The organism is Asaia krungthepensis NRIC 0535, from assembly GCF_025995175.1.
Taxonomy (GTDB): Bacteria; Pseudomonadota; Alphaproteobacteria; order Acetobacterales; family Acetobacteraceae; genus Asaia; species Asaia krungthepensis.
The window spans coordinates 104331-128992 of the sequence record NZ_BAPV01000004.1 but is presented as its reverse complement, the minus strand read 5'-3'; the positions used below and the strand labels follow the sequence as shown (position 1 = coordinate 128992).

The 24662-nt window shown below is 61.8% G+C and carries 24 protein-coding genes; 15 read left to right on the top strand and 9 right to left on the bottom strand.

What is annotated here, in order from left to right; genetic code table 11:
* Window positions 1-58 precede the first annotated feature (58 nt).
* Window positions 59-1630: a 2-isopropylmalate synthase gene (locus tag AA0535_RS03080; RefSeq protein WP_264814441.1), complete on the top strand. Its 1572-nt coding sequence runs from the start codon at window positions 59-61 to the stop codon at window positions 1628-1630.
* 374 nt (window positions 1631-2004) lie between these two features.
* On the opposite strand, the gene AA0535_RS03075 is transcribed toward AA0535_RS03080, so the two are convergent.
* Both AA0535_RS03075 and AA0535_RS03070 read right to left on the bottom strand, forming a co-directional pair.
* Window positions 2005-2496, bottom strand: coding sequence for a hypothetical protein (locus tag AA0535_RS03075; protein ID WP_373319263.1), 492 nt, complete (start codon window positions 2494-2496; stop codon window positions 2005-2007).
* A gap of 23 nt (window positions 2497-2519) precedes the next feature.
* Window positions 2520-2726 carry a hypothetical protein gene (locus tag AA0535_RS03070; RefSeq protein WP_199751599.1) on the bottom strand — a complete coding sequence of 69 codons (207 nt, stop codon included), beginning with the start codon at window positions 2724-2726 and terminating at the stop codon, window positions 2520-2522.
* A 457-nt stretch (window positions 2727-3183) separates the two neighbouring features.
* On the opposite strand from AA0535_RS03070, the gene AA0535_RS03065 reads away from it, so the two are divergent.
* From AA0535_RS03065 to AA0535_RS03040, 6 genes are all read left to right on the top strand, one after another.
* On the top strand, window positions 3184-4230 hold the full coding sequence (locus AA0535_RS03065; RefSeq protein ID WP_127100289.1) for a rod shape-determining protein: 1047 nt from the start codon (window positions 3184-3186) through the stop codon (window positions 4228-4230).
* Between the two features lie 21 nt (window positions 4231-4251).
* Window positions 4252-5196, top strand: a complete 945-nt coding sequence (gene mreC, locus AA0535_RS03060; RefSeq protein ID WP_264814439.1) for a rod shape-determining protein MreC — start codon at window positions 4252-4254, stop codon at window positions 5194-5196.
* Window positions 5197-5198: 2 nt separating this feature from the next.
* The gene (locus AA0535_RS03055) at window positions 5199-5765 is read left to right on the top strand and encodes a hypothetical protein (protein WP_264814438.1); all 567 of its coding nucleotides are present in this window, start codon (window positions 5199-5201) and stop codon (window positions 5763-5765) included.
* Between the two features lie 111 nt (window positions 5766-5876).
* Complete coding sequence (gene mrdA, locus AA0535_RS03050) at window positions 5877-7781, top strand: penicillin-binding protein 2 (RefSeq protein ID WP_264814437.1); 1905 nt, start codon at window positions 5877-5879, stop codon at window positions 7779-7781.
* Window positions 7781-8935, top strand: a complete 1155-nt coding sequence (gene rodA, locus AA0535_RS03045) for a rod shape-determining protein RodA (protein WP_264814435.1) — start codon at window positions 7781-7783, stop codon at window positions 8933-8935. Before mrdA ends, rodA begins: the two co-directional genes overlap by 1 nt.
* 12 nt (window positions 8936-8947) lie before the next feature.
* Window positions 8948-9334, top strand: coding sequence for a DUF3293 domain-containing protein (locus AA0535_RS03040; protein WP_264814433.1), 387 nt, complete (start codon window positions 8948-8950; stop codon window positions 9332-9334).
* Window positions 9335-9339: 5 nt separating this feature from the next.
* Here AA0535_RS03040 and AA0535_RS03035 read toward each other — a convergent pair whose 3' ends face one another.
* The 5 genes from AA0535_RS03035 to AA0535_RS03015 all read right to left on the bottom strand — a co-directional run bounded on the left by AA0535_RS03035 (window position 9340) and on the right by AA0535_RS03015 (window position 13777).
* The gene (locus tag AA0535_RS03035) at window positions 9340-10230 is read right to left on the bottom strand and encodes a LysR family transcriptional regulator (protein WP_264814432.1); all 891 of its coding nucleotides are present in this window, start codon (window positions 10228-10230) and stop codon (window positions 9340-9342) included.
* Window positions 10227-10601 (bottom strand): YidH family protein, encoded by a 375-nt coding sequence (locus AA0535_RS03030; protein WP_264814430.1) that lies wholly within the window; start codon window positions 10599-10601, stop codon window positions 10227-10229. Before AA0535_RS03030 ends, AA0535_RS03035 begins: the two co-directional genes overlap by 4 nt.
* Window positions 10598-11971 carry an FAD/NAD(P)-binding protein gene (locus AA0535_RS03025; RefSeq protein WP_264814429.1) on the bottom strand — a complete coding sequence of 458 codons (1374 nt, stop codon included), beginning with the start codon at window positions 11969-11971 and terminating at the stop codon, window positions 10598-10600. The genes AA0535_RS03030 and AA0535_RS03025 overlap by 4 nt, the downstream gene beginning before the upstream one ends.
* Window positions 11972-12214: 243 nt before the next feature.
* The gene (locus AA0535_RS03020; RefSeq protein WP_264814428.1) at window positions 12215-12781 is read right to left on the bottom strand and encodes a YdcF family protein; all 567 of its coding nucleotides are present in this window, start codon (window positions 12779-12781) and stop codon (window positions 12215-12217) included.
* Between the two features lie 204 nt (window positions 12782-12985).
* On the bottom strand, window positions 12986-13777 hold the full coding sequence (locus AA0535_RS03015; protein WP_264814427.1) for a DODA-type extradiol aromatic ring-opening family dioxygenase: 792 nt from the start codon (window positions 13775-13777) through the stop codon (window positions 12986-12988).
* Between the two features lie 76 nt (window positions 13778-13853).
* Between AA0535_RS03015 and AA0535_RS03010 the strand changes: the two genes are divergently transcribed.
* The 3 genes from AA0535_RS03010 to AA0535_RS03000 all read left to right on the top strand — a co-directional run bounded on the left by AA0535_RS03010 (window position 13854) and on the right by AA0535_RS03000 (window position 15285).
* Complete coding sequence (locus AA0535_RS03010; RefSeq protein WP_264814426.1) at window positions 13854-14330, top strand: LysR family transcriptional regulator; 477 nt, start codon at window positions 13854-13856, stop codon at window positions 14328-14330.
* Window positions 14305-14793, top strand: coding sequence for a substrate-binding domain-containing protein (locus tag AA0535_RS03005; RefSeq protein ID WP_264814425.1), 489 nt, complete (start codon window positions 14305-14307; stop codon window positions 14791-14793). Before AA0535_RS03010 ends, AA0535_RS03005 begins: the two co-directional genes overlap by 26 nt.
* Before the next feature lie 90 nt (window positions 14794-14883).
* Entirely contained in the window at window positions 14884-15285 is a 402-nt protein-coding gene (locus AA0535_RS03000; RefSeq protein ID WP_264814424.1) for a hypothetical protein, read from the top strand.
* Between the two features lie 3 nt (window positions 15286-15288).
* On the opposite strand, the gene glyS is transcribed toward AA0535_RS03000, so the two are convergent.
* Window positions 15289-17358 (bottom strand): glycine--tRNA ligase subunit beta, encoded by a 2070-nt coding sequence (gene glyS / locus AA0535_RS02995; RefSeq protein ID WP_264814423.1) that lies wholly within the window; start codon window positions 17356-17358, stop codon window positions 15289-15291.
* Window positions 17358-18245, bottom strand: coding sequence for a glycine--tRNA ligase subunit alpha (locus tag AA0535_RS02990; RefSeq protein WP_031240773.1), 888 nt, complete (start codon window positions 18243-18245; stop codon window positions 17358-17360). The genes glyS and AA0535_RS02990 overlap by 1 nt, the downstream gene beginning before the upstream one ends.
* A gap of 211 nt (window positions 18246-18456) precedes the next feature.
* On the opposite strand from AA0535_RS02990, the gene AA0535_RS02985 reads away from it, so the two are divergent.
* The 5 genes from AA0535_RS02985 (at window position 18457) to AA0535_RS02965 (ending at window position 24616) form a co-directional block, all read left to right on the top strand.
* Entirely contained in the window at window positions 18457-19245 is a 789-nt protein-coding gene (locus tag AA0535_RS02985) for a DUF2076 domain-containing protein (RefSeq protein ID WP_264814422.1), read from the top strand.
* 148 nt (window positions 19246-19393) lie between these two features.
* Window positions 19394-20167 carry a 5'/3'-nucleotidase SurE gene (gene surE / locus AA0535_RS02980; protein ID WP_264814421.1) on the top strand — a complete coding sequence of 258 codons (774 nt, stop codon included), beginning with the start codon at window positions 19394-19396 and terminating at the stop codon, window positions 20165-20167.
* 151 nt (window positions 20168-20318) lie between these two features.
* Entirely contained in the window at window positions 20319-21836 is a 1518-nt protein-coding gene (locus tag AA0535_RS02975; RefSeq protein WP_264814420.1) for an FAD-dependent oxidoreductase, read from the top strand.
* A gap of 86 nt (window positions 21837-21922) precedes the next feature.
* A complete protein-coding gene (gene aspS, locus AA0535_RS02970) occupies window positions 21923-23764 on the top strand; it encodes an aspartate--tRNA ligase (protein WP_264814419.1) in 1842 nt (613 codons plus the stop codon).
* A 21-nt stretch (window positions 23765-23785) separates the two neighbouring features.
* Window positions 23786-24616, top strand: coding sequence for a cell envelope integrity EipB family protein (locus tag AA0535_RS02965; protein WP_264814417.1), 831 nt, complete (start codon window positions 23786-23788; stop codon window positions 24614-24616).
* Window positions 24617-24662: the final 46 nt, after the last annotated feature.

Genomic DNA, 24662 nt, shown 5'->3' with positions numbered 1-24662 from the left:
TCCGGCGCGTTCAGGGGGTTCACGATCTTGTTGTCCAAAGCCACGAAAAGAGACTGCCATGACCATCTCCCATCCTTCCTTCGGCACGGTTGCTCACGACCGCGTCATCATCTTCGACACCACCCTGCGCGACGGTGAGCAATCACCCGGCTTTTCGATGAATCTCGAAGAGAAGATCCGCATGGCAAAGGCGCTGGAGGAATTGGGTGTCGACGTGATCGAGGCCGGTTTTCCCGTGGCCTCTCCCGGCGATTTTGAAAGCGTGCAGAAAATTGCCGAAACCGTGCGTGAGTCGGTCGTGTGCGGCCTGGCCCGAAGCGGCGGCAAGCGCGATATCGAGGCTGCGGGGGAGGCGATCGCCAAGGCGCCGCGCCGTCGTATTCACAACTTCATCTCCACGTCGCCGCTTCATATGAAGTACAAGCTGCGCATGGAGCCGGAGACGGTGCTGGAGCTGATTGCCCAGGGCAACACGGCATCACGGCATTTCACTGATGACGTGCAGTGGTCGGCCGAGGATGGGTCGCGCACCGAGCCCGATTTCCTGTGCCGCTGCGTCGAGACGGCCATTCGCCATGGTGCGACCACGATCAATATCCCCGACACGGTGGGCTTCACCACGCCGGAAGAATTGCAGGCCATCTTCACCATGCTGCGCGAGCGCGTGCCGGGCGCGGAGAAGGTGATTTTCTCAACGCATAATCATAACGATCTGGGACTGGCCGTGGCCAATACACTGGCGGCAGTTGCTGGCGGCGCGCGTCAGATCGAATGCACCATTAACGGCATCGGTGAGCGCGCGGGCAATGCGGCGCTCGAGGAAATCGTGATGGCCATCCGCACGCGCCGCGACAAGATCCCGTTCCAGAACCGCATCGAGACGCCGCGACTGCTGGGGATCTCGCGCCTGCTGGCCAATATCACCGGTTTTGATGTGCAGCCCAACAAGGCCATCGTAGGGCGCAATGCCTTCGCGCATGAGAGCGGTATCCATCAGGACGGTATGCTGAAAAACGCCGCCACCTATGAGATCATGACCCCGGAGAGCGTAGGCTGGAGCAAGACCTCGTTGGTTCTGGGCAAGCATTCGGGACGCGCTGCCTTTCGCGACAAGCTCAAGACCCTGGGCTACGAGCTGGCCGATGAGAAAATCCAGGATGCGTTCGAGCGCTTCAAGGTTCTCGCCGACCAGAAGAAGACCGTGTTCGACGACGATATCCGTGCGCTTGTCGATGACGAAACCCGCGATCACGACCGTATCCGCTTCGTCTCGCTCGACATTCATGCAGGCTCGCGCCGTCCCGCCGAGGCCGAGCTCGAATTGCTGGTCGACGGCGCTGTACGCAGTGCAAAGGTGACAGGCAATGGCCCGGTTGACGCAGCATTCAAGGCGATTGGGGAAATCTTCCCGCACGAAGCTGCGCTCGAGTTGTTCTCGGTCGGTGCCGTAACCGAGGGTACGGATGCGCAGGCAAAGACCACGGTGCGTTTGCAGGAAAGCGGCAAGATGGTGGATGGGCAGGGCGCAGATGCCGATACCGTCGTTTCAGCCGTGCGCGCCTATGTTCATGCATTGAACAAGCTGCTGATCAAGCGTACCCGCAGCGAGCCTGAGGCGCTCACAGCCTGATCGGGAGGCGGTGTGGGACGCGCGGCCGACCCGCGTTTCCCATTCAGACCGTCCGATAATCCGCCCATGCTGAAGGCGCCGACTGCTCATGCTGATCGGCGCTTTTTTTTGTAAATGTCCGAAATCGGAGGAAGCGCGGCCTATGAGGTGCAGGACCCTCGATAGGGAGTACCCGCTCGTGTATCGCGCCTTATCCCGGCTAGGAGCGCAGGAATAAGCCCAAGGGGACTTCGATTGGCATTGGAAGGCCACCGAAGGCCCCTCAACCTTCCGCCGGAGCTTATTGCAGATATACTCCCGATCCCTGTTCACAGGGATCGGGAGTATCTGATCAACACTTCGGAATCTCGTGCAGTTTACCGGAAGATACGCCGTCAGTACCCGCTGCCATAGCCTTGGTTATAGGCTGGGTAGCCCTGCGCTGCGGGATATCCGTTTTGCGGATAACCTTGCGGGTAGGCTGCCTGGGGCTGTGCCGGATAGGCAGGTGCGGCATAGCCGTTTTGGCCGGGCTGGGCATATTGCTGCGGATAGGCCTGCTGGGGTGCCTGATTATAATAGCCCCCCTGATTATAGTACCCGCCCTGACTGTATGTACCGCCCGGCCGGTTCGGCGTGGTGGCAGCGCCACCGGCAGCACCGACAAGGCCGCCGGCCAGGGCGCCGATAGCGGCCCCGCGACCGCCTCCGGCAAGAGCCCCAATGGCTGCACCAGCCCCGCCGCCGATCAAGGCACCCGACCCGGCGCGCGCACCGGGGTCATAAGGGCTGCCGCATCCGCTGAGCAGCGCGCACAAACCGGCAACTCCCATTGTTGCGGCGACCCGTCTCGGGAAGCTGTTCGGAGTCAGTGCAGACGCAGTCATGGGTCTCTCTCAGTCAAATCAGATCAGTAGCCGGAACGCGGACGGTTTGGCGTGGTTGCTGCACCGCCAGCCGCACCGAGGGCGCCGCCTGCAAGGGCGCCGATGGCTGCGCCACGTCCGCCGCCGGCAAGAGCGCCAATCGCTGCACCACCGCCAGCGCCAATCAGGGCGCCCGAGCCAGCACGCGCGCCTGGATCGTAGGGGTTGCCGCACGCGCTCAGGCCGAGCATTCCCGCGCAGGCCGAAAGGGCCAGAAGCTTGCTCGGGCGGAGAGAAGAAACACGCTTGGTCATTGTCTTGGTATCCTAGTTCATTCAATCAACACCGTCAGAACGGAGTGGTTTTCACCCGGTTTCACGGGCCACTCAGTCGTGAACAGGTTGCTCACAACAAGGCGTCGGCGGCACGTTTTAAGCATGGCGCGAAAATGGCGGATCAGGGATGGTTTGTAACGCAAGGTAACTGTTGGGGTGTCAGAGGGCATGGGAACGGGATTGTGGTCATTAAACTGCAATTTTCCCGCGAGGGGTCTTGCTCCCCACTCTTGGCCCCGGTAAGCCCTGCGCCAGAATATCTCGCGTCATGACTTTTCTGCCTCCGGGCTTTCCTCCCTCGCCAGCGAGGGGGCCGGTCACAAGAAGCCAGGGCGCGACCCGCGCGCGCAAATCTTTCGGCCAGGAGGCTTGAATGTTCTCACGTCTGCTGGGTCTCATGTCGGCAGACATGGCTATCGACCTCGGCACCGCCAACACGCTCGTTTATGTCAAGGGACGCGGCATTGTGCTCGACGAGCCATCCGTTGTTGCCATAGCCGAGGTGCGAGGGAAGAAGCAGGTCCTCGCTGTCGGTGAAGAGGCCAAGCTGATGGTCGGGCGTACCCCGGGCAACATCACAGCTATTCGCCCGCTGCGTGACGGCGTGATTGCCGATTTCGAAGTTGCGGAGGAAATGATCAAGCATTTCATCCGCAAGGTCCATAATCGCCGCGCTTTTGCCAGCCCGCAGATCATCGTTTGCGTTCCCTCGGGTTCGACAGCCGTCGAGCGTCGCGCAATCCAGGAGAGCGCGGAAAGCGCAGGCGCACGCAAGGTCATGCTGATTGAGGAGCCCATGGCGGCCGCAATCGGGGCTGGCCTGCCCGTGACCGAGCCCTCCGGCAGCATGATCGTGGATATTGGTGGCGGAACGACCGAGGTTGCTGTCATCTCTCTTGGCGGTATCGTCTATGCGCGCTCGGTGCGCGTGGGTGGCGACAAGATGGATGATGCGATCATCTCCTACATTCGCAAGACCTTCAATCTGCTGATCGGTGAGAGTTCGGCAGAGCGCCTCAAGATCGATATCGGCTCGGCATGTCTGCCTGACGACCCGCGTGATCCTGGCCCGGTCAAGGAAGTCAAGGGACGCGACCTGATCAATGGCGTGCCGCGCGAAGTGCTGGTGAGCCAGGCCCAGGTGGCGGAAAGCCTTGCCGAGCCGGTGATGCAGATTGTCGATGCCGTGACCACGGCGCTCGAAAATACGCCGCCCGAACTCGCTGCAGATATCGTGGATAAGGGAATTGTGCTGACCGGTGGGGGCGCGCTGCTCTATCGTCTGGACGATGTGCTGCGCAATGCAACGGGCCTGCCGGTGACGGTTGGGGAGTCGCCTTTGTCCTGCGTGGCGCTGGGCACGGGGCGCGCGCTGGAAGAGATGCGTCGCCTGCGGAATGTCCTGATCTCGATGTACTGATAGCCAGGGAGCATCCCGTCGATGCTGTCGATTCAGGGGCGACACGCACTCGCGAAGCTGATGCTGCCGTTTTTTTTCGTGCTGGCGATCGGGCTGATCATGCTCGGCCTGACACGTCGGCCTGTTGTCGATTCCGCTCGTCTGGCTCTGGCCGATGGGCTTTCTCCCGCCTATCGCCTCATGGCCGCGCCTGAAACCGTCTTTTCGCAATGGAAGCAGTCGGTTGTGGGTCTGACCGACATCGCGGGCGAGAACGCCCGGCTGCGCGCAGAGAACCAGAAGCTGCGCCGCTGGTATGACGTAGCCGTTGCCCTGGCCAATGAGAATGCCCAGCTCAAGGCCAGTCTTCACTGGATCCCTGACAACGCCCCGAACTACGTGAGTGGCCACGCGCTGCGCGATGCCGGAGGGCTGTATTGGCGGTCTATCCTTCTCGCCGTGGGAGAGGACCATGATATCGTGCCGGGGGATGTGGCGCTCGACGCGGCAGGGCTGCTCGGCCGCGTCACTGAAACCGGCAATCGCACCGTGCGCATTCTCATGATCAATGACGATGCCAGCCGGATCCCGGTCATGCTGACCGCCTCGCGCGGAAATGCGATCATGGCCGGCGATGGCTCGCCTTATCCGAGACTGATCTATTATGCGCAGGATAACCGTCCGGTAGAGGGTGAACGCGTGGTGACGGGCGAGCAGCCCGCACCGGACGGACGTGAGCATGGCGCCTTTGCCGGCATGCCCGGTGGGCTTGTGGTGGGCACCGTGCATTACGTACGCCCCGGCAGCCCGGTGGTGGTGCCCGAAGCCTCGCTCGACCATCCTGATATCGTTCGCGTTTTCAACTATATGAGCGCCGATCACGCCGGCCCCGATGCGCCTGGTCGGGTCAGGCTCATGCCCCCCATGCCCGTTGCGCCGGAACTGCCTTTCGTGCCGTTCCAGAAGCCAATCAGGGGGCAGGGCTAGGCATGGTCACCCATCGTCACGCCCCCGATATCCATCCCGGCATCGCCCCCCGGCCGACATTACGCCGTCGCCTTGACCAGCTGATGCGTGCGCTGCTGCCGTCACTGTTCATTGTGATCAGTGCGTTCGTGTTGTCCGCCGGGCTCGGAATTCCGGGACAGAGCGAACTGGCGTTCGGTATTGCCGCCTCGACGGTATTTTTCTGGTCGGCCCATCGCCCCCAGTCCATGACTCCTTTCATGACCTTCTGCGTCGGTCTCGTTTGCGAAATGCTCAGTTTCGGGCCGCCAGGCGTATTTCTGTTTTCCCTGCTCGTCTTTCACGGGGTGGCGCATCTGTGGCGCTACGGTCTCAGCCGGATCAGCTTTCTCTTTGCCTGGGCCTTGCTGGGCGGGCTGGCTCTTGTTTTGTCGTTGTTTGGATGGATCATCGCGTGTATCGGGACGTTGACGTTCCTGTCACCGGGGCCGAGTCTCTTTCAGGCTGCGGTGACAATTGGTATCTATCCGACTTTGAGCGCCCTTTTTGCCTGGGCGCGTCGCACGGTGGCAGACCCTGAACAAGCCTGAAGGCCCGGTTTTGAGCATGATGTTCCGTCGCAGCGTAGCGTTTCCGACCGGACGCCCGACAGGCGAACGCGTAACCATGCCCGTTCTTTATCGCGGATATGTTGCCACGCGATGAAGTCAAAGCGCCCGCAGTCATCCCGGTCCCGCAGCAAGCGTGAGGAGGTAACACCCTCGCGCGGTGTCTTCACGCGCCGCGCGCTCCTCGTGCTCGCCACCCAGGCGGGTGTGCTCGGCGTTCTGGGCAAGAAGCTCTACGATCTGCAGGTGCATGAGGGCGATCACCTGCGCGATCTCGCCGCGCGCAACCGTACAAGCAAGCGTCTTCTCGCTCCGGCGCGCGGGCAGATCGTCGATCGCTTCGGCATCCAGCTCGCGGGCAACAAGGTCAATTGGCGCGCGCTCCTCATGCCCGAGGAAACGACCGATATCCACGCGACAATCGCGCGTTTCGGCCAGATCATCGCGCTGGACGATCGCGATCAGGCAAGGATCGAGCGCGATTTGCGTCATATTCGCAAATATGTGCCCGTAGCCCTTAAGGACTTCCTGAGCTGGGATGACATGGCGCGTATCGAGCTTAACGCGCCGAGCCTGCCTGGCGTGCTGATCGATGTCGGTACGACCCGCCTTTATCCCTATGGGCCGCAACTGGCTCATATCGTCGGTTATGTCGCGCCTCCCAATGAACGCGACGTGGCCTCCAGCCCGATGATGGCCCTGCCGGGCATGCGCGCCGGTCGGGCCGGTATCGAGCAGACGCAGGATGATCTGTTACGCGGCGCGCCGGGCTCTGTCGAAATGGAGGTCAACTCCAAGGGCCGCGTCATGGGCGAGATGGATCGCGTCGACGGTCAGCAGGGTGACGAGGTCGTTCTGACCATCGATGCCGGGTTGCAGCAGATGGTGCTCAACCGCATCGGCGATCAGGCTGCCAGTGTTGTGGTGATGGATTGCCGCAATGGAGAGGTGCTGGCCATGGTCAGCACACCGTCCTTCGACCCCTCCCTGTTCGACTCCGGCGTGAGCCATGCCCAGTGGATCGAATGGACGAATAACGTCCGCACGCCGCTGATCAACAAGACTGTGGCCGGTGTCTATCCGCCGGGCTCAACCTTCAAGCCCGCCGTGGCACTGGCTGCGCTGCAATCCGGTCTGGTCAGCCCGCAGGACCGTTTTACCTGCCCAGGCTATTACGATATGGGCGGAGTCCGTTTCCATTGCTGGTCGCGCTGGGGGCATGGCAGCATCACCATGCAGCAGGCGCTGATGTATAGCTGCGACGTCTATTTCTATCTGGCGGCACGCAAGATCGGCATGGAACCGATCAAGGCCATGGCCAATGGCTTTGGGCTGGGCACCAAGCTGGACATCGAGCTGCCCCATACGCGGGCAGGGGTCATCCCGACGCCCGAATGGCGCCAGAAACATGGCTTCCACTGGAATGGCGGTGACACCGTCAATGCCGGTATCGGTCAGGGTTTCGTGCAGGTCACGCCGCTCGAACTTGCCACCTATGTCTCGCGCATCGCGTCCGGACGTAACGTCACGCCGCATCTGGTGCGCAAGATCAATGAGCGCGACTCAGAGCATACGCCGCTCGATGCCGCTCCCGTGCTCGATATTCCCGACGCGCATCTTTCGGTCATCCGTCAGGGCATGTTCGATGTCGTCAACGCCCCTCGCGGAACGGCGCCCAAAGCCAAACTGAACATCCCGGATGTGGCAATGGCGGGAAAGACCGGCTCGGCTCAGGTCAGGCGTGTGTCGCGGGCGCTGCGTGAGAGCGGGCATTTTAATTCGATGAACCTCCCCTGGGAGGAACGCCCTCATGCGCTTTTCATCTGTTTCGCACCGTATGACGCCCCGCGTTATGCCATTGCGGTCGTGATCGAGCACGGAAATGGTGGCGCCGATGCCGCTGCCCCTCTGGCACGCGATATCATGACCGATACGCTCCAGCGCGATCCGGTCAATCACGATCACGCCCCCGGTCAGGCCGTCGCGGACGCAGAGTAATGAACTGGCAGAAACGCCTGTGGCGTCCAGAGCCGAGTTTCCGGCTTCTGGGCAAGCTGCTTCAGATCAACTGGCTTTATGTGCTGCTCATCTGCGCTCTGGCCGGGGTCGGCTATCTGGCGCTCTACTCCGCAGGAGGCGGCACCGCCAAGCCTTTCGCCCGGCCGCAGATCGTACGTTTCGGCTTCGGTCTGGTCATGATGATTGTGGTGGCGCTGACAAGCCCGCGCGTGCTGCGTCTCCTCTCGATACCCATCTATCTCGGTGCGGTGACATTGCTGACGCTCGTGCTTCGCATGGGCCATGTGGGCAAGGGAGCCGAGCGCTGGATCAATCTGGCAGGGCTGCAGTTCCAGCCTTCCGAGTTTGCCAAGATCGCGCTGGTTCTGGCGCTGGCAAGCTGGTTTCATCGTATCGACCACAAGCGCATGGGCAATCCGCTGCGCCTGATACCTCCAGCATTGCTGACGCTCCTTCCCGTCGGGCTTGTGCTGAAAGAACCCAATCTGGGCACGGCGGTCATTATCGGTCTGATCGGCGCGACGATGTTCTTCGCTGCCGGTATGCGTCTGTGGCAGATCGCCCTGCTCGTCGCCCCCGTACCGTTTCTGGGTAAGTTCATCTACGCCCATCTGCATGACTACCAGAAAGCGCGCATCGACACTTTTCTGCATCCCGAGCATGACCCATTGGGGGCGGGGTATAATATCATTCAGTCCAAGATCGCCCTTGGCTCGGGCGGGATGTGGGGTGAGGGCTATCTGCGTGGAACGCAGGGCCAGCTTAATTTCCTGCCGGAAAAACAGACCGACTTCATTTTCACCATGATCGGTGAGGAATGGGGATATGCAGGCGCGGTATCCGTCATAGGACTCCTGGCATTGCTGGTTGTGGGCGGTATGCTCATGTCCATGCGCAGCCGCAACCAGTTCGGGCGGCTTCTCGCCCTTGGCATTTCGGTTGATTTCTTCCTCTATTGTGCGGTCAATCTTTCCATGGTCATGGGAGTGATCCCTGTCGGCGGCGTGCCGCTGCCGCTTATTTCCTATGGCGGGTCGGCCATGCTGACCATGATGTTCGGTTTTGGTCTGCTGCTTTCCTCCTGGGTGCATCGCAATGATCGTGATCTGCCAGCAGCACGTGACGATCACTGATCCGGTAGCGGAGTGAGCCGCGTCAGGCCGCCAACCCCGGCTGCCAGAGCGGCCTATCGTCGCACCCGCTATGCCATCGGCCCAGTTGTGCTTCATATCCGGCAGCGGCCATCAGACTGGCCGTATGACGTCAGAAGCCTTGTTCTTGTCGGCGCCTGCAACCCCAGCGGGCAGCGTCTGCCTGATGGGGTCAACGCCCGTCTCATGCGACAATTGCAGGCGCGACTGGGTCGAACCCCCTCATGGTGCGGTGAAGGGAGCTGGCGCGCGTGGTCTGAGCCGTTTTTCGCGGTGGCCTGTCCACTCCCCAAGGCGCGTATTCTGGCGCGCCTTTTCGGGCAGAATGCCGTAGTGCTTGCCCAGCCTCATCGTCGCGTTCGTCTCGTCTGGCTGGCCTGAGCGTTTCAGGAAGTGCGCGATGCCTCACCACGCAGAAGCGTGCAGAAGGCCTGCTCTGCCGGAGACAGGGCGCGCGCGCCGCAGGCGAGGGCAAAATGCCGATCCGGAAACGGCATCGATACGGGGCAGAGCAAACCGTTCTCAATCAGTCCTGAAACCACGCTCGCCGAAAGCACCGTGGCGGCGCGACCAGTGCTCACCATGGTGGCGATGGCCTCGTTGGAGGGCAGCTCCATGACGATATCGAGCCGGTCTGTGGCAAGGCCCCAGTTCTGAAGGGCCTTTTCAAAGCTCGCCCTCGTGCCTGAGCCTCTCTCACGCAGCACCCAGGGCGTCTGGTCGAGTGCCGATATCCTAGGTGGGGATTCTGCCCAGGGGTGCTCGGGGCTCACCACAAGCAGCAGCTGATCGCGTGCCAGGGTTTCGGTTCTGACAGACGGGCCGATGGGGGCGCCCTCGATCAGGCCGAAGCTTATGGTGCCAGCGCTGATCTGAGCGCAGATCTCTTCCGTATTGCTGATGGTCATGCCCAGCGTCACATCGGGATAGAGTGCCGCAAAACGGTTGAGGCGCGCGGGCAGCCAGTAGCTTGCCAATGTCTGACTGGCCCAGACATGCAGCCTGCCCGTACGCAGCCCGCCCAGATCTTCCAGACAGGCGCGGGCGGCGCCGGCCCTTGCCTGTACGGCGCGGGCCTCGTGCAGAAAGATTTTGCCGGCATCTGTCAGCAGAATGCGCCGACCGACCCGGTCGAAGAGCTGCAGCCCGAAGCTGTTTTCCAGCGTCATGATGGCATGGCTCACGGCCGATTGAGTCAGGGCGAGCGCTTCGGCCGCGCGCGTCATGTGCTGTCGTTCGGCGACGGCGATGAAGATGCGCAGCTGCTCAAGTGTCACGAGGGCAGAACCCCCAGAAGCGAGAGCAGAATGGCGCCGACCAGCAGGGAGAGGAGCAGGCAGAACAGCCCTTCCAGCCCGTTGAGGGCGATTTCTCTTGGCTCATCGGCAGAGAGAGCGGCCTTCACCTTGCGAAAGCGCCACCAGCTTGCGGGCAGAAGCATGAGTCCGGCGCAAATCGTCAGCACGCCGACCCAGGCCGAGGATCCCGACATGGCCGGCATGGCATCGGGATGCTCGGAACTGATCAGCCGAAGGAAGATGGTGAATTTTGCCAGCATGCAGCCAATGGCCACCATGGCAAGCGCCGTGCGGACCCAGGCAAGAAATGTGCGCTCATTGGCGGCGTGATCGGTATATCGGCTTATCATGCGCACAGATCCTGAGGTGAGGCTCCGCTCAGAAGCCCGTCGAGTGTCAGGGCAAGATCATAGGCCTGACCACGTATTTCGGGAATGGCGATGGATTCGAACAACGTGCCCTGTCGCGCAGGCCCCAGCGTATGAAGCGGCAGCCGCGCCGTGCCATCGGCCGCGATAACCTTCCCGTCGCGCGTTGTGTCCAGTCCAATCCCACCCTGACCGCAGCGGGCGAGCTTTCTGTCAAGCAGGTCGCGCAGGAGCGGCGAGTCTACCCTGTCATAACGCAGATTCGGTCCGGTGCAGTTGAGCACATGGGCGACAGTGACGCGTTCGAGCTGCCCGTTACAGCGCAGTGTCACGCATAACCCGCCTGCGACGGTCGTGATTTTCTGCAGGTGCCCTGCGCTCAGCGAAACGGCGCCGCTTTTCAGCTCGACATCGAGCGCTTCGGCGATGCGGGGGGCCATGCGATGGCGCACGACATCCCAGCGCCTTTGCAGATGGCGCCGAAAACGTGCCCGCTCGTCAGGCCGCAGGGCGGCCCAGAGATCATTGGTAACCGGGCGCAGGCTGTCGATACAGGCGCGCCACGGAATGCCCTGTTTCAATGCGGTATTGAGGCGATGCAGATAGGCGGTGCAGCAGGGCGCACACTGGCCGGGTTCGATCACAGGCGCTGAAAGAACCGGCGCCGGGGCGTGGCGCTGCGGAAAACGGGCATGGCGCGAAATGACCGTTATCTTGCCGCTATGCCCTGCCGCCCGAAGCTGCATGATCTGGTCGATGGCGGTCAGTCCGCTTCCGATCAGCAGCACCGGGTCTTCCGGTGCGATTGCCTCGAGTGCGTTCTGCGCCCAGACCTGATGATGATAGCGCCCGCCGCCCGCCAGCTCTGTCGGGATGCCGGGCAGGAGAGGGGGCGCAAAATGCCCAAGCGCCAGAACGACATGGCGCGCGCGCAGACAATACCCTGCGCCGGAAGTCCCGGCATCGAGATGCAATGTCGTGATGTCGGCGTCACCGGACAGCCTCGTGACCCGTGCGCGCAGATGAAGCGGCCGCGCCTGACGAAACAGATCCTGCAGATAGAGCCCGTAGATGGCCCGTGGAATGAAAGCCTGTGAGTCGATCTGCAGGTCGATCTTCCGTCTCAGCCAGTCAAGAAAATGGCCCGGCTCATCCGCGAGCGCGCTCATGCCGCTGGCAGGGACGTTCAGCAAATTCTCGACGCTGCGTGTGCCATAGGCCAGACCGAGGGCTGGCTGGTCGGTAGGATCGATCACGACGCAGCCCAGGCCGTGCCGGTGGCGCAAATTCCACGCCAAGAGAGTTGCACTCGCGCCCCCGCCAATGATCGCGATATCGTGGATCTCTGTCATGATCTGCCTCACTGCTTTCTGTAAGGCCGAGTATCCGGCAGTGTTTTAAATCAATCCAACTGATTGATTTGGTGGAAACGTTCGAAAAATTCGATTTCTCGATACCCTGTGCTGACCGATAGTGCACTATGCGGTCGCTCAGCGAGGGAACCGAGTAGCCGTCCAGCATCCACCGCGATCGCTCGTGATTTTACGCCTGCCTCAAACCATCGAGACAATGTCGTCATAGCTCAATTCAAGGCGTCAACAGCCCTTATGGGTGACTGCGTAATAGGGTAGGGCGAGTGTTTCCCGCAAAAGAGAATAGATATCTCTGGCATCGATATAATGCGGTGCTGCGCCGGATATCCTGGTGAAGTGACATTGACGCATCGCCAACTCGGTTCGCGCTATGTGGAACCATTGGCTCACCACGATGATGGGAGTCTCTCGGCTGAGCATTTTCGATAGCGCTACGGCGGACAGATGCGTGTTGCGTCCCGTATCGTCCATGGCAATCACATCCGATGGAACGCCATGCGCCGACAGATAGCGAGCCATGACCTGAGCTTCGCTCAGACCATTCTCCTCAACGCCCCCACTGACGATGATCCGTTTGACCTTCCCTGTCTGATAAAGAAGCTCCCCTTGATCCAGTCGCGCTTGGAGGCGGGGAGAGGGGGTGCCATCGGCATAAACCTCATTGCCAAGAATGACTGCTACGGATGCCTCGTCAGAGGGCATGCTGAATCCGTTGATAAAGATGACGCCTATATCGGCGACAAGAGCGATCAGGACGAACGCCAGGATTATAAGTGCAAATCTCGCCATGACCGTTTCCAATGCGTCTAGGAGCAAATCGAAACGATGAGGAGCGTCATTGCCCGTCTTTCGGATGGCGCTATTCGTCTCCTGGTCATCATAAGCGACAATGACGCCCGGTAAAAACCAGACCGCATTGTTGTCGATGCCTCAGCGCGATATGGCCCACCCCGCACAAGGTGAGGGCGCCAGAGCAGTCATGGAAGGCTGGTTTTATCCAAAGCGGTAGCCCGAAAGCGGTTTGCCGAGCACCGTATCGGCGAAATCCAGATGGGCTGCTTCTCCTGTTGCGGCGCCAGCAGCAACCATCAGGGGCAGAAGATGCTCTTCGCGTGGATGGGCGGCGCGGGCACCGGGAGCGTGGCGCCAGTCTCGTAATGCCTGCTCGCGCGTGGCCGGGTTGTTCATCGTTGTCCGCAACCACCGATCGAAAGATTCCGCAGCCGGATCGGAGGTTGTGCCTGAGAAAAAACCGCCAATATTGTGATAGGACTGGCCACTGCCGATGATCAGCACATTTTCGGCCCGCAGCGGCGCCAATGCGCGGCCAAGAGCGAGATGCGCCTCTGGGTCGAGATTCTGCTGTAGCGAGAGCTGAACCACGGGGATCTCTGCCTTGGGGAAGGCGATCTTGAGCGGTATGAACACGCCATGATCCCAGCCGCGTGTCGTTTCGCGTGCGGTTTCGATACCGGCATCGTCGAGCAGGGTTGCGATACGAGCGGCGAGGGCGGGGCTCCCCGGCGCGGACCATTCCAGCGCATAGGTGTGAGGCGGAAACCCGCCATAATCGTAGAGCAGCGATGGCGACCCGCCGAAATGAATGCGCGGCACCCTGTCTTCCCAATGGCCGGAGATGACCAGTAGCGCATCCGGCTGCTTCGGCAGTCTTGCGGCGAAGCCAGCGAGATAGGCTTCCAGAGGAGCCCAGGCACGGCGCATGGGTCCGGGTTCGAGAAAGAAGCACGGACCACCGCCGTGATTGATGAAGAAGCTGGGTTGCATGAGAGCAAGCCTATCCTGTCTGTTCTCTCACTATCAGTGATAAAAAACCGATGGACTCTATCGTGTGGGGTGATGGATGCTGGGAACGCTTTCCCTCGATCAGCTGCGCGTGCTGGTCACGATCAACGCGACGGGGAGTTTCTCGGCTGCCGGTCGGAGGCTCAACCGGGCACAATCCGCCATCAGCCAGGCCGTCGCCACGCTTGAAACGACGCAGGGTGTTGTCGTGTTCGACCGGTCGGGCCATCGTCCCATTCTGACCGAAATGGGGCGGGTTCTGGTAGCGCAGGCACGTCGTGTCCTGTCCGGTGCTGCCCAGTTCGGGGCGCTCGCCGCAGCGATCAGGGACGGGGTAGAGCCGGAACTCGCTGTTGCCATCGACCCCCTCGTGCCGACCGGGGCCTTCATCAAGAGCCTGCGCGCCCTCGAAGAGCAGTTTCCCCATCTGCCCGTCAGCTTCTCGACCGAGGGGCTGGGGGGGCGCCGAGCGGCGTCTGCGTCAGGGCGATGCCTCGCTGGCGCTCTGTGTGCTGCTTTTCGGCCTACCCGATGATCTCATTGCCGTGCCGATCTGCGACGTTGTGCTGGTGCCCGTCGTGTCTGCCGATCATGAGCTGGCCCGTTTGAACCGGGCGGTGACACGGGCTGATCTGGCCGAGCATGTTCAACTCGTTCTGTCTGATTCGTCCTCACCCGGCGGCCCCCAATACGGGGTTCTGAGCCCAAGATGCTGGCGCTTTGTCGAACTGGGTCGGCGCTTCGATTTTCTTCTGGGCGGGCTCGGCTGGTGCCGTATGCCCGATTATCTCGTCGAGGATTCGCTGCGCGATGGCAGGCTGGTGAGGCTTGAGATTGTCGATGATGACCCGGATGCCCCGGCCCCAAAACGTATCTTCGCTGCGACCATGCGCGATCGTGCCCCGGGGCGCGCAGGCAGCTGGCTGCTCGATGATCTCAGAAGACGTTTTTTCATACGCGCGGAGAAAAGAAGGAAGGCTCTTTCGGAGGGCCTCTGATGAGTTGCGTCTGCCATTCTCTCCTTTTTTAGTGGCGTTGGGCTCGAGAATAACGGTTTGATCGTACTCCCGGCAGTAAAGGGTCCCGAAATGAGGAACAAGAACCTGTGCCTGACGCTTGCGACCGTGACGCTCGGCGGTATGCCTGCCAGCAGCGGTGTGTGCATGGCACGCGGTTTTTCGACTGTCTTGCCGCTTCATGTCGAGGTGCCGTCGACTGCCTCTCCAGCGTCGCGGGGATCCCCGTCAGAGGCAGGATCTGTGCAGTGGGAACCCGCACCATTGCCCCGTGCCATGGCAGCCCCGCCGATAAGGCGCACCACCGCGGGTAAAGCCGTCGATTTCGTGAAACAATTCCTTCCCATCGGGGAAGGCACCTCCGGCCATGATCCCGTAACGGGCGCGGCCATAGGGGCTTTTGGACCGGCTTATCAAAACGCCAGTCTGGTAGGGCACGGTCTTGCCCCACCGGGTGAAACGGTGGGGCGGTGACGCTCAGCCTTCGATCTGGCTGAAATCGGCAATTTCAGTCAGGGTTTCACCAATCCGCGCCAGCAGGCGCAGGCGGTTCAGACGACGGGCAGGCTCGGGGTCATTGACAGTCACGACCTCGAAGAAGCGATCCAGCACAGGGCGGAGTGATGCTGCCTCGATCATGGCCTCGGCAAAACGCTCCTGACCGAGGGCCGCGTGAATGGCCGACTGCGCTGAAGCGAGCGCCTCACCGAGGGCGCGTTCCTCATCCTGAACATAAAGCGCGCTGTCTGGCGCGCCCTGATGCGGGCCGTCCTTGCGGTTTTCGATGCGCAGGATATTGGCTGCGCGCTTGCCCGCTGCGAGCAGATTGCGCCCGTCATCGGTGCCGACCATTTCTGCCAAGGCTGCAGTACGGGCAAGCAGCCGCACCAGATCACCATCGAGACCACCGGCCAGAACAGCGGCGAGCACATCGTAACGCTCACCTTCGCTGCGCAACTGCACACGCAGACGCTCGGCCAGAAAGCCGGGCAGGCTCTCGAGTTCGCCACCGTCGCGCAGCTCTTCAGGCAGGTTCTGTGCGGCCTGAGCGATGAGCGCTGTCAGGTCGAGGCGTAGCCCGTTATCGCGGATGATACGGATGATCCCGAGCGCGGCGCGACGCAGCGCATAGGGGTCGCCCGAACCACTCGGCGTTTCACCCATGGCAAAAAAGGCGGTTAGCAGATCCAGACGATCGGCGAGTGCGACGGCCACCGAGACCGGGGCGCGCGGCGTGGCATCGTTCAGCCCGCGGGGCATGTAATGCTCGGCCACAGCGTCGGAAACTGCATCGCCCTCATGATCATGACGGGCGTAGTAGCCACCCATCACACCCTGCAATTCGGGAAATTCGCCGACCATGCCGGTCGTCAGATCGGCTTTTGCAAGAAGGGCCGCGCGCTGGGCCTGAGCCTGGGCTTGCGCATCGAGACCCATCGCCTGAGCGACGATACCGGCCAGCGCCACGACACGCCGTACGCGCGCGCCCTGGCTGCCAAGCCGTGCATGGAAGGTCACCCCATCCAGCGCGGCCACGCGTTCGGCCAGTTTCGTCCTGCGGTCGAGATCCCAGAAATGGCGCGCATCTGCAAAGCGGGCGCGCAGCACGCGCTCATTACCGGCGATGGTCAGCGCACCGCCATCGGCGAAATCCATATTGGCGATGAAGGCAAAATGCGGGGCTGCCGTTCCGTCTGCGTTGCGCAGGGCAAAGTAGCGCTGGTTGATGCGCATGGAGACCTGCATCACCTCAGGCGGCAGATCCATATAGGCGTCGTCGATCCGACCAAGGAGCGCGACCGGCCATTCGGCCAGGCCCGACACTTCCTCGACCAGCTTCTCATCCTCGACAAGCGTGAGACCGGCCTTGTCGGCCTGCGTCTTGAGACCATCGCGGATGATCGACAGGCGCTTTTCCGGATCGAGCACGACCTTGCGGGCGAGAAGTTCGGAGGTGAGCTGGGCGTAGGAGGAGACGGTAAACGCGCCCGGCGCCATGAAACGATGGCCTTCGCTCTGCGCGTCCGCGCTCAGACCATGGGCGTCATCACTCTCGGTCGCCAGGGTGAAAGGCACGAGGGTTCCATCGAGCAGACACACGATGCGACGCAAGGGGCGCACCCAGGTGAACAGGCTGCCACGGCCCCAGCGCATGGATTTGGGCCAGGGAAAGCGCCAGAACAGGGCAGGGAGTGTTGCGGCAATCTGCTGGGCGGCACTGATGGCGGGCAGCGTGCGATTGAGCACCCAGAAACCGTTTTCGAGCACCAGGGCATCGCGTTCGGCACCATGTTTGCGCAGGAAACCCGCCAAAGCCTGTTCGGGCGCCGTCTCACGCGGGCCGCGTTCGGATTGGGTGGTTTCGGCAATGTGCTCGGCAATCTGCATGACCACGCCGATGCGGCGTGCGCCCCAGAACGGGGTGATGTCCGAAGGGGAGAGGGGAGAAAGGGCTTCGGAAACGAGACGCGCCAGATCCTGACCGGCGCTTTCCTGCATGCGGGCAGGAATTTCCTCGCAATCGAGAACGAGAAGGAATTCGGCCATTATTTCGACTCCTCGTCGCCAGCAAGCCAGGTTTCGCAGCAGAGCTTTGCGAGATTGCGGACGCGCCCGATATAGGAGGCGCGCTCGGACACCGAAATGACACCGCGTGAGTCGAGCAGGTTGAACAGATGGCTGGCCTTGACACACTGGTCATAGGCGGGCTGGGCTACGCCAGCTTCAGCCAGACGCACGGATTCCGCTTCGGCGTCGCGGAAATGGCGCATCAGCATCTCGGTATCGGCCAGCTCGAAATTATGGCGCGAATAATCCTGCTCGGCGCGCAGGAAGACATCGCCGTATTTCAGACCCTGACCGTTGAAGTCGAGGTCATAGACATTCTCGACGCCCTGCACATACATGGCCAGACGCTCAAGGCCGTAGGTCAGTTCGGTCGAAGGGACGACGGTCGGAATGCCGCCAACCTGCTGGAAATAGGTGAATTGCGTGACTTCCATGCCGTCGCACCAGACTTCCCAGCCCAGCCCCCAGGCGCCGATTGTCGGGTTTTCCCAGTCATCTTCCACAAAGCGGATATCGTGCTTTTCCGGATCGATCCCGATGGCCCGGTAGCTGTCGAGCAGCAGACGCTGACTGTCTTCGGGCGTCGGCTTGAGCAGCACCTGATACTGATAATAATGCTGAAGCCGGTTCGGGTTCTCACCATAGCGCCCGTCCGAGGGCCGGCGGCAGGGCTGCACATAAGCGGCCTTCCATGGCTTGCGCCCCAATGCCCGCAGCGTTGTATGCGGCGAGAGCGTGCCCGCCCCAAGCTCGGTATCGTAAGGCTGAAGCAGGGCGCAGCCCTGTGCCGACCAGAACTGATGCAGGCGCAGGATCAGATCCTGAAAGGAAAGGGGGCGTCCGCCGTTTTCGGGCAAGGGGGTCAAGGATCGAGGCTCCGGTCTTGTTCAGTCGGTCCGTTCTACCCCGAGGAGGGAAACAAGCCAATCACGCTCCCGCTCTTCAGCAAGATGCACAGATCGGTTGGTTCCTATCCAAGGGCAGGATTGACGCCTTCGGGATAGGCCTCTTGCAACTCTTGGGGCCCCCGACCACATTATAAGCATTATCATTTTGACCGGATGGAGAGTCATCCCCATGAACCAGCAAGAGCGTGATCTTATTTCGCAGTTCGTCGCCCGCGTCGGCGGGGCGCCGAATAGCGGGTTCGGTGGCTCTCAGGCCCCGGCCAATCTGCCGCCCATCGATCAGGAAGCCGATCGCTGGATCGGGGAGAATTTCCAGAAATACCCCGAAGCCCGTTACCGCGTGACCCAGATGGCCGTGGTGCAGGAGGTAGCGCTGGCCGAAGCGCAGAATCGCATCCGTCAGCTCGAATTCCAGCTCCAGCAGGCGCAGTCCCAGTTGCAGCAGGCTCAGCAGCAGCGCCCGCAGGGTGGTGGCGGCCTGTTTGGTGGATTGTTCGGTGGTGGGGGTAATCGGACGCAGCAGGCTGGCCCACCGCCGGGCTGGGGCGGGCAGCCGCAGCAAGGTTACGGCCAGGGGTATGGCCAGGGCTATGCCCCGCCGCCGCAGGCCAATCTTCCCCCGGGCTACTCACCCGGCATGTTCCAGCAGCGCGGGTCGGGCTTTCTCGGATCGGCCCTGACCACGGCCACAGGTGTTGCCGGGGGTATGCTGGCGGCCAATGCCATCGAGAGCCTGTTCTCGGGCCATCATGGCGGTGATGCTGCCGGAGGTTTCGGCGGGGGTGAGACGATCATCAACAACAACTATGGCGCCGGTGGCGGAAACGATCCCTTTGCAGGGAGCGGCCAGGATGCGGGCCAGTCTTATGACGCCGATAACTGGGGCAATAGTGGCGGCGACAATGGCGGTGACTGGGGCGGCGATAGCGGTGGTGGCTGGGGTGACGACTCCTTCTGAAACCCCGTCGACACGGTAAATCTCGTCGACTTGATCAGTGAAAACCCGGCTTTGGTGCCGGGTTTTCTTTTGCCTGCGCGTCCGCTGTGCCAGACTCCGGGGAGTGCTGGCCCTGCCTGTTCCGCCTCTCAGTCAAAGGACGCATGCCATGAGTTCTCCCCTGTTTCGCCGCATCCTCCTTACCAATGACGATGGGATCGATGCGCCCGGCCTCTCGGTGCTCTTCGAGGTCGCGTCTCTCCTCTCGGATGATGTCTGGGTCGTGGCGCCTGCGCGCGATCAGAGTGGTATCTCCCACGCGCTCAGCCTGCATGATCCGCTACGCGTCCATCAGCATGGCCCGCGACGCTTTTCCGTGAATGGTACGCCCGGTGATTGTGTGGCAATTGCCGCACGGCAGATCCTGGGCGATGCACCGCCGAGCCTCGTCCTGTCCGGTATCAATCGCGGCGCCAATCTGGGGGTCGAAACCGTGTTCTCGGGTACGGTCGGCGCTGCGATGACCGCCATGCTGCTTGGCCTGCCTGCTTTTGCCCTCAGCCAGGCTTTCAGCCCGATGAAAGAGGTGCCATGGGAGACGGCACGTGTTCTCGCGCCCGATATCATCCGCCAGCTCGCCTCCCTCGTTCTGCCCGAACCCTGCTGCCTCAATGTGAATTTCCCCGCTTGTGACGCTCAGGAGGCCAAGGGGCTCATGGTGACCGAGCAGGGCAGGGGATTGCTGCGCGATATTGATATCGTTGCGCGTGAGGATGTACGCCGCATGGCTTATCACTGGCTCCATCTGCGACGCGATCACGAGGGCGATGCCCCGGGTACGGAAACCAGGGCCATCGCCGATCATCATGTCAGCGTCACGCCGCTTTCCTTCGGTCGGACAAATCCCGCAGTACGCCGTTTCCTGACAGAGGCACTGGGCTAGGAACTGGGACGGATCGACCGGTCTTTCGTTTTTTTCCGAGGCCGGGATCATACCTGTTCTCAGGCGAAAGAAAGGAACCGCCTCAACCCGAGCCCATTCCTCACGTTGCATCCGGTATCGCTTCGAAATTCCTGATCGAACTGGATGCAAGATGAGCCAAGACCTGCTGGACTGGACGGATGTTCTGGCCCTTGATGACCTCCCCCTCGAGGTCATCACTCCCGTCAGCATCGGTGACAAGGCGCTGGTGCTCTACCGCTCCACAGACGGGATACGCGCCTTTGACGGCAAATGTCCGCATAAGGGTGCGCCTATGGAGCAGGGCGTCGCCTGTAAATCACGGCATGGCGATGTGCAGTTGGTGTGCCCCTGGCACAAGGCGAGTTTTTCCGCAGAGAGTGGGAGGCTGATCGCGCCACCCGCTCTGGATCCTCTCAACCGCTACCCGGTAGAGGTCCATGATGGGCGCGTTCTTGTGGGCAAGCAGGCTATCAGGCGCGAGCCGCCTGCTCCCATGCGCGAGCACGATACGGTCGCGATTATCGGGGCTGGTGCTGCCGCCATAGCCGCTGCCGTCACCCTGCGCGAGGAAGGCTATGCCGGACGCGTGCTGCTGATCAGCCCTGAGGCCGAGCTTCCCTATGATCGCACGGCACTGAGCAAGATGGTGCTCGGCAGTGGTGAGAAAGACGCAGCCCCGCCTGCCTTACGCCCGGACTCCTGGTACGAGGCCAATAATATCGAGCGCATCACCGACTGTGTGACGAGGCTTGATATCGAGGGACGCACGCTTTCGCTTGGGTCTGAAGAGACGCTCACGCCCGATCATATCCTGATCGCCTCTGGATCGCGCGCACGGGCACTCGACATTCCCGGAGCATCCCTTTCTGGTGTGAAGCTGTTGCGCAGCGCTGAAGATGCACGCGCGATCATCGCCTCGGTCGATGAGAAGACCAGTGTCGTCGTCATCGGGTCAGGCTTTATCGGCATGGAAGCCGCTGCGGCGTTGCGCAAGCGCGGTGCGGGGGTCACCGTTGTGTCACAGAGCGCGCTGCCTTTTGAGAAGCAATTGGGCAAAGATATCGCGAGCGCCATGCGCAGCCTGCATGAGGAAAAGGGGGTGGCCTTCATTCCCTCGCGCAAGGTCAAAGCCATCACGGGAGGGGAGGCGGTCAGCGGCGTCGAACTCGATGACGGGACGCGTATCGGCGCAACGCTTGTCCTTGCCGGGATTGGCGCGGAGCCAGTGCTCGATTTCCTGCCGGACTACGCCATCAATGATCAGGGCGGGATCGATGTCGACGAAGCGATGCGTGTCGGTGCCCATGTCTATGCGGCAGGCGATATCGCAAGCATGAGCCATGAGGGCCAGCGCTATCGCATCGAGCATTGGCGCACGGCGCAATGTCAGGCCCGTATTGCCGCGCGCACCATGCTCGGCTTGCCGGGGGGCGACCTGCCTACGCCCTGGTTCTGGACCCAGCAATATGATCGCAAGATCGAATATCTGGGTTGGCCGCAGCCGCATAACGCCGTGCAGATCGATGGCACGGCGCAGAGCTTCGATTTCATGGCTGAGTATGTTGCGCAGGATAAAATAGTGGGTCTGGCAGCAGCCTCGCGCCCAAAAGAGATGGGCGAGGCGGCCGTCACCTTCGACGATGCTTGACAGAGAAGGGGTGGAGCGGCTTCCTGCGCTTCATTCGCGGGGGGAACACCCCCGCACCCCCGAGGTCACGAATCAGGAAGACGCCCATGCACCCCTATCGCACCCATAGCTGTAGCGCCCTGCGCGAAAGTGACGCCGGGCAGAGTGTCCGTCTTTCCGGCTGGGTGCACAGCAAGCGCGATCATGGCGGACTTCTGTTTATCGACCTGCGCGATCAGACCGGTATGACGCAGATCGTCATTCCCTCCGGCACGGCGCTTCTTGAGACGGTCGAGCGCCTGCGCGTCGAGAGCGTCATAACGGTCACAGGCGAGGTGGTGGTGCGCGAGGACGGCCAGCGCAACCCGCATCTGCCGACCGGTGCCATCGAACTGCGTGCCCGTGAAATCGAGGTCCGCTCCCACGCCGCTGTGCTGCCTTTCCAGGTGGCTGGCAGCGAGAACTACCCCGAAGATCTGCGCCTCAAATATCGCTATCTCGACCTGCGTCGTGAGAAGATGGCCGCCAATATCCGCCTGCGCTCGGCGGTCATTGCCTCCATGCGTGCGCGCATGATCGGCCATGGCTTCACCGAGTTCCAGACGCCTATCCTCACGGCCTCCTCGCCGGAAGGCGCACGTGACTTCCTCGTCCCGGCGCGTCTGCATCCCGGCAAGTTCTACGCGCTGCCCCAGGCGCCGCAGCAGTTCAAGCAGCTCGCCATGGTGGCGGGTTTTGATCGCTACTTCCAGATCGCCCCCTGCTTCCGTGACGAAGCCTCACGTGCCGATCGCAGCCCGGGCGAGTTCTACCAGCTCGACTTCGAAATGGCCTTCGCGACCCAAGAAGACGTGTTTGCGGTTCTGGAAGACGTGCTGAGCGGTCTGTTTGCCGAGTTCGGACAGGGCCGCAAGGTCGATACAGCGCCGTTCCGTCGTATCCCCTATGACGACGCGATGCGCCTGTACGGCTCCGACAAGCCCGATCTGCGCAATCCGCTGCTGATCAGTACGGTCACCGAAGCTTTCGCCAATTCCGGTTTCGGCCTGTTTGCCCGTATCGCTGCCAATGGCGGCGAAGTGCGCGCCATTCCGGCCCCCGGTGCCGGTACGCGTCCGCGTGGCTTTTTCGACAAGCTCAATAGCTGGGCGCGTGATGCCGGTGCGGGCGGTCTTGGCTACATCATTTTCGAGGAAGATGGCGGCAAGGGCCCGATTGCCAAGAATCTGGAAGCTGATCGCGTCGAGGCTATTCGTGAAGCCTGTGGCCTCAAGGCGGGTGACGCCGTGTTCTTCGCCGCAGGCGAAGGCGATGCCGTGGCCAAGTTCTCGGGACAGGTGCGCACGCGCATCGCTCAGGAACTCGATCTGATCGAGCAGGATGCCTTCCGCTTCTGCTGGATCGTTGATTTCCCAATGTTCGAGCGCAACGAGGAAACGGGCCAGGTCGATTTCTCGCACAACCCGTTCTCCATGCCGCAGGGCGGGCTAGAGGCGCTGAACTCGCAGGACCCGCTGACCATCAAGGCCTATCAGTACGATATCGTCTGCAACGGCATCGAATTGTCCTCGGGTGCCATCCGTAACCATCTGCCGGAAGTCATGATCCGCGCCTTCGCCATTGCCGGCTACGGAGAGGATGTGGTCGAGGCCCGTTTCGGTGGTATGCTCAACGCGTTCCGTTACGGCGCCCCACCGCATGGCGGGTCGGCACCGGGTGTGGACCGTATCGTGATGCTGTTGGCCGATGAGCCGAACATCCGTGAGGTGATTCTCTTCCCGCTCAATCAAAGCGGCGAAGACCTGATGATGGAAGCTCCGGCTCCGGTCGAGCCTGCCCGTCTCAAGGAGCTTTCCCTCGCCATTCTGCCGCCCAAGCCCAAAGCTACGATGGTCAAGGGCGATGGCGAGAGGGCTGATGCCGATAAGGGCGCCGATCAGAAGGCCTGAGGCGAAAACGGAGAAGCGCGGGTGAAACGGACACGCCTCGCTGCGGCTATGGTCATCGGCCTTGCCGCACTCCCCGCGCACGCGGCTTCCCCGCGGCGTGATGCCGTGCCGGTTGCGGGGGCGCTTCTACCGCACAAGATCAGCTACACGCTCAACCTCGCCCGACTCAAAGCAGGCTCGCTGGTCGCAGCGGGAGGAAAGGCGAGCTACCAGCTGCGCGATGCATGCGATTCCTGGTCGTCCAGCCAAAAGCTGGAAGTCCAGATCATGAGCGGCGATGGCAGCACGAGCGTGGTGACCTATCAATCCGCTACGCTGGAAGACAAGAACGGGCGTCGTTTCCTTTTTCGCACGGTGCAAAGCCAGGATGGGGAAACGACCAGCGAGACGGCAGGTGAGGCCATTCGTCAACGTCATGGGCAGGTGGTGGTCCATTTCACCAAGCCTGACACGAAAACGATCACCCTGCCGGCGGCAACGGTTTTTCCGGTCCAGTTTACGGGGACACTGCTTGAGGCGGCCCGTAAGGGGGCTTTGCATCTTCAAAGCCAGATTTTCGACGGCGCATCCGCCGATGGGTCAACGCCCAATTACGTGACGCTTGGCACCCTCGCCCCTGCCACGCCGGGATTCGACAGCCCGGCTTTCGCAGGAGGCATGGCCGTGCCCGTATCGGTTGCAAGCTTCGGTGGCGGTGATGCCACCCTTCTGCCGGACTCGACCTACAGTGATCGTCTCTGGACCAACGGCGTGGAGGATAAACTTCTCATCGATTTCGGGGATTATGTCTTGTCGGGCCAGATTGACAGCCTGACCCCGCTGCCTGCAGCGTCATGTTCGCTGACCCGCTGACCCGCTGACCCGCTGACCCGCTGACCCGCTGACCCGCTGACCCGTC

Coding starts and splice junctions, on each gene's coding strand:
- AA0535_RS02985 (WP_264814422.1), top strand. CDS start 18,457: ATGAACCAGCAAGAGCGTGATCTTATTTCGCAGTTCGTCGCCCGCGTC.
- AA0535_RS03025 (WP_264814429.1), bottom strand. CDS start 11,971: ATGACAGAGATCCACGATATCGCGATCATTGGCGGGGGCGCGAGTGCA.
- AA0535_RS03030 (WP_264814430.1), bottom strand. CDS start 10,601: ATGATAAGCCGATATACCGATCACGCCGCCAATGAGCGCACATTTCTT.
- AA0535_RS02975 (WP_264814420.1), top strand. CDS start 20,319: ATGAGCCAAGACCTGCTGGACTGGACGGATGTTCTGGCCCTTGATGAC.
- AA0535_RS03075 (WP_373319263.1), bottom strand. CDS start 2,496: ATGACTGCGTCTGCACTGACTCCGAACAGCTTCCCGAGACGGGTCGCC.
- mrdA (WP_264814437.1), top strand. CDS start 5,877: ATGAAGTCAAAGCGCCCGCAGTCATCCCGGTCCCGCAGCAAGCGTGAG.
- AA0535_RS03055 (WP_264814438.1), top strand. CDS start 5,199: ATGGTCACCCATCGTCACGCCCCCGATATCCATCCCGGCATCGCCCCC.
- rodA (WP_264814435.1), top strand. CDS start 7,781: ATGAACTGGCAGAAACGCCTGTGGCGTCCAGAGCCGAGTTTCCGGCTT.
- mreC (WP_264814439.1), top strand. CDS start 4,252: ATGCTGTCGATTCAGGGGCGACACGCACTCGCGAAGCTGATGCTGCCG.
- surE (WP_264814421.1), top strand. CDS start 19,394: ATGAGTTCTCCCCTGTTTCGCCGCATCCTCCTTACCAATGACGATGGG.
- AA0535_RS03020 (WP_264814428.1), bottom strand. CDS start 12,781: ATGGCGAGATTTGCACTTATAATCCTGGCGTTCGTCCTGATCGCTCTT.
- glyS (WP_264814423.1), bottom strand. CDS start 17,358: ATGGCCGAATTCCTTCTCGTTCTCGATTGCGAGGAAATTCCTGCCCGC.
- AA0535_RS03070 (WP_199751599.1), bottom strand. CDS start 2,726: ATGCTCGGCCTGAGCGCGTGCGGCAACCCCTACGATCCAGGCGCGCGT.
- aspS (WP_264814419.1), top strand. CDS start 21,923: ATGCACCCCTATCGCACCCATAGCTGTAGCGCCCTGCGCGAAAGTGAC.
- AA0535_RS03000 (WP_264814424.1), top strand. CDS start 14,884: ATGAGGAACAAGAACCTGTGCCTGACGCTTGCGACCGTGACGCTCGGC.
- AA0535_RS03065 (WP_127100289.1), top strand. CDS start 3,184: ATGTTCTCACGTCTGCTGGGTCTCATGTCGGCAGACATGGCTATCGAC.
- AA0535_RS03080 (WP_264814441.1), top strand. CDS start 59: ATGACCATCTCCCATCCTTCCTTCGGCACGGTTGCTCACGACCGCGTC.
- AA0535_RS03015 (WP_264814427.1), bottom strand. CDS start 13,777: ATGCAACCCAGCTTCTTCATCAATCACGGCGGTGGTCCGTGCTTCTTT.
- AA0535_RS03010 (WP_264814426.1), top strand. CDS start 13,854: ATGCTGGGAACGCTTTCCCTCGATCAGCTGCGCGTGCTGGTCACGATC.